The organism is Microbacterium sp. CCH5-D1 (genome assembly GCF_001557335.1).
GTDB classification, from domain to species: Bacteria; Actinomycetota; Actinomycetes; order Actinomycetales; family Microbacteriaceae; genus Microbacterium; species Microbacterium oxydans.
Map to the genome: position 1 here is coordinate 1 of NZ_LSJW01000229.1, position 6,479 is coordinate 6,479.

Consider the following 6,479-nt stretch of genomic DNA (forward strand, 5'->3'; position numbering starts at 1 on the left):
TCACGACCGCTCCTCCTCGCAGCTCGATGCAGCAGGCGAGATCGAGCGCCTCTACCCCCGCATCGCCGCGCTGACGGCCCGTGACCGCGAGGTGCTCTTCCTGCACGCCTGGGGCGATCTCACATACGAGCAGATCGCCGCCGCGCTCGCGATCCCGGTCGGTACCGTGCGTTCACGCCTCAGCCGCATCAGGGCGAAGCTCGCCGCTCCTCCCCCGCCGTCGCCGGCTCCACCCCACCGGCCGCGCGCGGCGACCACCCACATCCGACTTGCCGAGAAAGAGACCATCCATGGACATCCTTGACACGGTGCGGGAGATGAAGCCCACCTACCCCACATCGCCGCAGGCACCTCGCCGCGCCCTCCACCAGGCGATCGCGCAGTCGCGACGTCGCCGCCCACTCGGACGGATCATCGGGATCTCCCTCGCGGGCACGGCGGTCGCCGCGGTCGCCGTCGCCGCCTCCGTACTCATCCCGCCGGGAGTCGTCGGCCAACCGCCGGCCGCCTCGGCATCGACCTATCTCAACGAGACCGCGGCCTCCATCCGATCGGCTGCCGCGCAGCCGGTCCAGGTGACCATGGCGACCAGACACCTGCGCCTCGTCGGTGGTCGGAATGAGCAGTCCCCTCCGTTCGGCAGCTTCAGGACGGATGCCACGGGTGCCGTCGTCACCGAATCGGCTGTGACGTATCTCCATGCGGCGGACGGAAGCTCGTCGCAGACGTCGCACACCGAGTTGCACGCCACCGAGACCTACGGCGACGCCACGGCCGTCCACCGCGCCTGGACTTCGTACTACGGGTCATCCTTCCCCATCGGCGCGGAGCCCCTCACGGTGCGCGATGTCGACGTCGACGCCCCTCCCATCGGGGAACTCCCGGTGTCGACCACCGACTTCCCGTCGGACCCCGCGGCCTTCCTCGCCGCATGGACGACCGGCATGGAGGATCAACTGATCGCTGCCAAAGCAGAAGCGGCGAGGATGCCCATGGACGGCGAACCGGAGTCGAACGGACTGTACGCGAGCATCGAGGAACGGCTCGACATCCCCGCCGCGGAGCATATGCTCAACGAACTCGGACATTCAGTGCCCATCCTCTCCGCCTCCCCGGAGTATCGCGCGACGTTCCTGGAGGCACTCGCCCTGGCAGACGGGATGGCCGTTGAGAACGACGCCTCCGCCGACAAGATCCTGGTGTATGAGACCGACGACGCCCGCTTCCGCCTGACGGTCAATCCCCCGACCGGCTCCATCCTCCGGATCGAGAAGTTCCTGCTCCGGGTTCCCCCCGGTCCCGGGAACGTGTCCATCGAAGACACCACTCCCGTCGAGGTCGGCTCCGCATCCTTCCTCCCGAAGGAGATTCCGGATTTCGCGGTGACCTTCACGACGGAACCGGTGGGCTGAGCCCGGCACTCCGCAGTGCGCCTCCGCATCCTCTCGGGTGCGGAGGCGCACTGTCGCCGGGCTCAGTCCGCCGCCGGCACCGCCGCGATCACCCGGATCTCCCTCGTCGCGGCATCACCGAGGATGCGCAGCGCCTCCTGATAGGCCTCGGAATGGTACGCCGCCACCGCAGCCTCGAGATCCGGGAACTCGATGATCGTCGTGCGCAACGCCGACTCGCCTTCCAGCACTGCGAGAGGCGCACCCCGCGCGAGGAACCTTCCGCCCCCGGCCCGCATCGCGGGACCTGCGCGCTCGACGTACCGCGCAAGCGTCTCGTGATCTCGAATGCTCGTGAACGTGTTCACCCAATAGACAGTCACCGCGATGCTCTCCCGTCGATCTCGGAGAATCCATCCTGAGCGACCGGCGTATGTCCGACCAGGCCGAGAACCGCCGACGATCGACTCGATCCTGCCGATTCTGCTCGAACGCGGGCTCGGCGCCGACTCGGTGTTCGTGCGGGCCAGGACCGGGCTGACCGCTACCGGAGCAGCATCAACGACTACTCTCCGTCGCCAGCGCGAGATCGGCGGATCGGCCGGAGAACTGTTCGGACGATCCCCACCACGACTGCTCCCACGACGCCGCCCACCGTGTTCCAGACGATGTCCTGCACGTCGGGAACGCGACCGGGTATCGAGGCCTGTACGTGTTCGATCGCGAACGACGTACCGAACACCAGCACGGGCGCGAGTATCCAGAGGCGCCTGCTGAGCGCGAGCGCCACTGCGGCTCCGAGCGGCACGAAGAGCAGAGCATTGAGAATGCTCTCCAGCTGGAGATAGCTCATCGGTTCGACCAGCGGCGCGACGAAGACGTGGGCGAAGTCCATGAAGAGCGCGCGGGCAGGACCCGCGAATCGGCGCGGTGTCAGTGTGACGGCGACGACCGCCAGCGCAGCGAGACCCGCGACGAGCAGCCGGGGACCGGAGGATGCGCGAGGGCGAGCAGAGGGGTTCATACGTCCACCCCACCGCATCCGATGTTGCGTGAGCGTATGCGTTTCGGTCGGCAACCTTCAGAGGTGGAACGCGATCAGCGCCGGAATCCCCGGGTCAGTTGAAGTCGCCGCCGGGAGCCATGTCGGCGAAGCGCGAGTAGTGACCCTGGAACGCGACCGTGATCGTCGCGGTCGGACCGTTACGGTGCTTGGCGACGATCAGGTCGGCCTCACCGGGACGCACGTCCTTGTCGTAGACCGAGTCGCGGTGCAGCAGGATGACCATGTCGGCGTCCTGCTCGATCGAGCCGGACTCTCGCAGGTCGCTGATGGCGGGCTTCTTGTCCGTGCGCTGCTCCGGACCACGGTTCAGTTGCGACAGGGCGATGACCGGAACCTGCAGCTCCTTGGCGATGAGCTTGAGGCTTCGCGAGAACTCCGAGACCTCCTGCTGACGCGACTCGACGCGCTTGCCCGAGGTCATGAGCTGCAGATAGTCGATGATGACCATGCGCAGGCCCTCGCGCTGCTTGAGGCGACGGCACTTCGCGCGGATCTCGACGAGCGTCATGTTGGGGCTGTCGTCGATGTACAGCGGAGCGTCGTTGATGCGCCCTCGCGTCGCGGCGACCGTGGTCCAGTCGCGCGGGTCGAGGTTTCCCTTTCGCATGTTCTGCAAGGGGATGGCACCTTCGGCGCTGAGCAGACGCATGGCGATCTCGCTCTTGCCCATCTCGAGAGAGAAGAAGACGGAGGGGAGGTTGTGACCGATGGACGCCGCGCGCGCGAAGTCGAGCGCGAGCGTGGACTTACCCATGGCGGGTCGAGCGGCGACGACGATCATCTGACCACCGTGCAGGCCGTTGGTGAGCTCGTCGAGCTCCTTGAAGCCGGTCGGCACCCCGGTCATCGACCCGTCGCGACCGCTGGCAGCCTCGATCTCTTCGAGCGCGGCATCGACGGCAATCTGCAGCGGCACGTAGTCTTCGGCTGTCTCGGATCCGGTGATCGAGTAGATCTCGGCCTGCGCGTTGTTGACGATGTCGGTCGCATCGCCCTCACCGGCGTAGCCGAGCTGCACGATGCGGGTGCCGGCGTCGACGAGGCGGCGCAGGATGGCGCGCTCCGAGACGATACCGGCGTAGTAGCCGGCGTTCGCGGCCGTGGGGACGATCGACGTCAGCGTGTGCAGGTAGTCGGCGCCGCCGGCGCGACCGAGCTCGCCGGTCTTGATGAGCTCATCGGTGACGGCGACGACGTCGGTGGGCTCGCCGTGCGAATACAGCGACAGGATCGCTTCGAAGATCAGCTCGTGCTTCGGGATGTAGAAGTCGGCGCCCTTGAGGGTCTCGATGACATCCGCGACCGCGTCCTTCGACAGGAGCATTCCGCCCAGGGCGCTCTGCTCGGCGAGGAGATCGTGGGGAGGCGTGCGCTCCGGCGCGCGCTTCGCGCCCATGCGCTCCTCTGAGATGTCGGCGATCGACACAGTCTTCCCTTCGATGCGACGTTTCCGATGCGATGTCGTGGTGCGACGTCCGGGGGCGGGCCCCTCGGGTCTCGGCGCTCACACCGTCCTGAACAGCAGAACAGAGGCTTCCGACATTCGGTCGCTCGCCCACGCTACGAGCGACTGTTTCCCCATGCAAGACGGCCTGTGGATAACTCTGTGGAGAGCGTGCGAACAAGCCTGGAGTGTCTGTGCACAACGGGTGTGGATAACCCCGTGGAGGAGCGCGTATCCAAACTTTTTTATCAGGTTTGAACAGGCTTTTATCGATTCCCCAGGCTGTGGATGAAAATCAGTTTAAATCGGGCGTTGAAGGTTGCCCTCTGCGCGTTCGGGATGTGTAGAACCTGGGGAAAGTCAAGCCGGGATTTCCTCGGGCGCGTCACGCGCTGACATCCGCAGAAACCCGCGGATAACCCCCTAGACAGATCGCCTGCGCGCGAGTATCGTCACCCGCAATCGACGCACCTGCGTCGACAGGCGTTGCCTTCTGAGGGGGAGGCACACGTGCTTGGCCTTCTGAGGGGGAGGTTGACGTGGACGCTCGAGCCACCCGACGCGGCATATCTGCCGGCGTCTTCTGGGGTGGCATCGGCGTGCTCGCGTTGACGACGCTCGCCGTGCTCTTCGCGGGCGGGTCCGCGCACGCGGACGAACAGGAAGACGGCCCCCTCGACGGACTCACCACACTGGTCAGCGAGACGGTGTCCACCGTCACGACCCCCGTGGCTCCGGTGGTCACGCAGGTGGTCGCTCCCGTGGTCACTCAGGTGGTCGCCCCCGTGCAGCAGGCCGCCCCCGCCGTGGTCGCCGCCGTCACGCAGCCGGTCACGAGTGCACCGGTCGTCGGGCCGACAGTGGCACCCGTCGTGAACGCCGTGACCGAGACGGCGGCCACCGTCGTCGCCCCGGTCACCGATACCCTCACCGGAGCGCCGGTCTCGCAGATCACCGACCCGGTTCTCGAGGCCGTGTCCGGCATCCCCGTCGTCGGCGGACTCGCCTCCGACCTCGGCCTGATCTCGGCGGTCGGCGACGTGGTCGATGTCGTCGACGACACCACGGCCCTCCTCGGGAACGTGACGAACGAGATCGTCCCTCCCGTACTGGAAGCCATCGACCCGACGAATCCTCCGACGACCCAGGAACCGATCCAGGAACCAGGAGAGGTCTCCGGCGTCATCGCCGAACCCGCGGTCGTGGCGGCCGCCGTCCTCGCGACGCAGCCTGCCGCAGCGACACCATCAGGGACACCGACCTCGGGGTCCGCCCCCGTGGCACCTCCATCGACCCTGCGCTCAGCGATCGAGAGCACCACCGCTGCCCTCGACCACACCACTCCTGTGCCCGCGGGGTCTCCGCCCGGAGGCCCGCTCGGCACCGCGGTTCCCGCGTCTTCCTCTGCCGGTTCCGGCGGCGGAAGCGGCACGTCCCCCGCGCGTCTCAGCGACGCGAACGCTTCTCCGCTCCGTGCTGGCGAGCGGACCTCCGGCGCTTCCGACGACGAGGTACCCTCCTCGCCGGTCGCCGACACCGACGTCTCTCCTGACTGACGGATCGTCACGTCGTTCCTTCCGAGGAACGACAGATGCCGTGCTGCACGCGCACTCCGATCGCGTGCACCCATCAGACGATCCACCCAGTCAGGAGAACCATCATGCGTACTTCCTTGAAGCGGGCCCTCTGGGGCACGCTCATCGCCGGGGGCATCACGCTCTTCGGCGCGACGGTCGCGAACGCGGCCGAAACGACCGGAGACGACGGACTGCTCTCCGGAACCCAGGCGGAGACGGCGATCACCGCCCCGGTCTCCGTCGTGAACAACGCCATCTCCGTGGTGAGCGACGCCGTCGTGTCGAGCCCGCCAGCCCCTGCGCCGGCGCCTGCACCCGCTCCGGCACCTGCACCCGCACCCGCTCCGGCACCTGCCGAGACGAGCGGCGAGTCGGGGACGGCGTCCGGTACTCAGGCCGCCGTCACCGTCAACCTTCCCGTGACCGTGTCGAACAACGCCGTGAGCGTGACCGACACGTCGACGACCAGCGCCCCGGCCGGGACTCCCCAGAGCTCGGCTCCCCAGACCGACACATCGGCCGGGGCGCCTCTCGTGACCACGAACGGCGTGGACGGAGTGCTCTCGGGCACCCAGGCACTGCTCGCGGTCAACGCGCCGATCACCGTGACGGGCAATGCCGTGTCGGTTCTCGGCGACACCGAGAGCACGGCTCCGACCGGGCAGGGAGCCGCAGCACCGGCGCCCTCCACCCCGACCGGATCGACGACGTCCGGTGAGGACGGCGTCGGCAGTGGCACACAGGTCATCGCGCCCGTCACGGCACCCGTCACGGTGTCGGGCAACGCGATCTCCCTGCTCGGCGACACCTCGTCCACGGGCAGCGGAGCGGCTGCGACCGCATCCCCCGCTCCCGCGACCGGAGGCAACACCACCACCGGAACCGACAGCGTCCTCGGCGGCACCCAGATCACCGCACCCGTCACCGCCCCGATCGGCGTGACCGGCAACGCGATCTCCGTCCTCGATGACGCCACCGTCACCCGCACCGGAACCGGCGGG

Annotated in this window: 6 protein-coding genes and 1 pseudogene; 4 read left to right on the plus strand and 3 right to left on the minus strand. The window is 67.9% G+C overall.

Going from position 1 to position 6,479, the window contains the following annotated elements:
• Together AX744_RS13595 and AX744_RS13600 are read left to right on the plus strand one after the other, a co-directional pair.
• Positions 1-304 (plus strand): RNA polymerase sigma factor (locus AX744_RS13595; RefSeq protein WP_157543614.1); only part of this gene is annotated, 304 nt, incomplete at its 5' end.
• On the plus strand, positions 291-1,412 hold the full coding sequence (locus AX744_RS13600; protein ID WP_058631943.1) for a hypothetical protein: 1,122 nt from the start codon (positions 291-293) through the stop codon (positions 1,410-1,412). The genes AX744_RS13595 and AX744_RS13600, both read left to right, overlap by 14 nt.
• A 62-nt stretch (positions 1,413-1,474) precedes the next feature.
• Here AX744_RS13600 and AX744_RS13605 read toward each other — a convergent pair whose 3' ends face one another.
• The 3 genes from AX744_RS13605 to dnaB form a co-directional block, all read right to left on the minus strand.
• Positions 1,475-1,774: a DUF1330 domain-containing protein gene (locus AX744_RS13605; protein WP_046748534.1), complete on the minus strand. Its 300-nt coding sequence runs from the start codon at positions 1,772-1,774 to the stop codon at positions 1,475-1,477.
• 182 nt (positions 1,775-1,956) lie between these two features.
• Positions 1,957-2,415, minus strand: a complete 459-nt coding sequence (locus tag AX744_RS13610) for a VanZ family protein (protein ID WP_061017467.1) — start codon at positions 2,413-2,415, stop codon at positions 1,957-1,959.
• Positions 2,416-2,509: 94 nt separating this feature from the next.
• Complete coding sequence (dnaB, locus tag AX744_RS13615) at positions 2,510-3,883, minus strand: replicative DNA helicase (RefSeq protein ID WP_082066285.1); 1,374 nt, start codon at positions 3,881-3,883, stop codon at positions 2,510-2,512.
• Positions 3,884-4,440: 557 nt separating this feature from the next.
• Between dnaB and AX744_RS13620 the strand changes: the two genes are divergently transcribed.
• A complete protein-coding gene (locus tag AX744_RS13620; RefSeq protein WP_061017469.1) occupies positions 4,441-5,457 on the plus strand; it encodes a hypothetical protein in 1,017 nt (338 codons plus the stop codon).
• 104 nt (positions 5,458-5,561) lie between these two features.
• Positions 5,562-6,479, plus strand: a pseudogene (locus AX744_RS13625) (hypothetical protein); the annotation flags it as partial.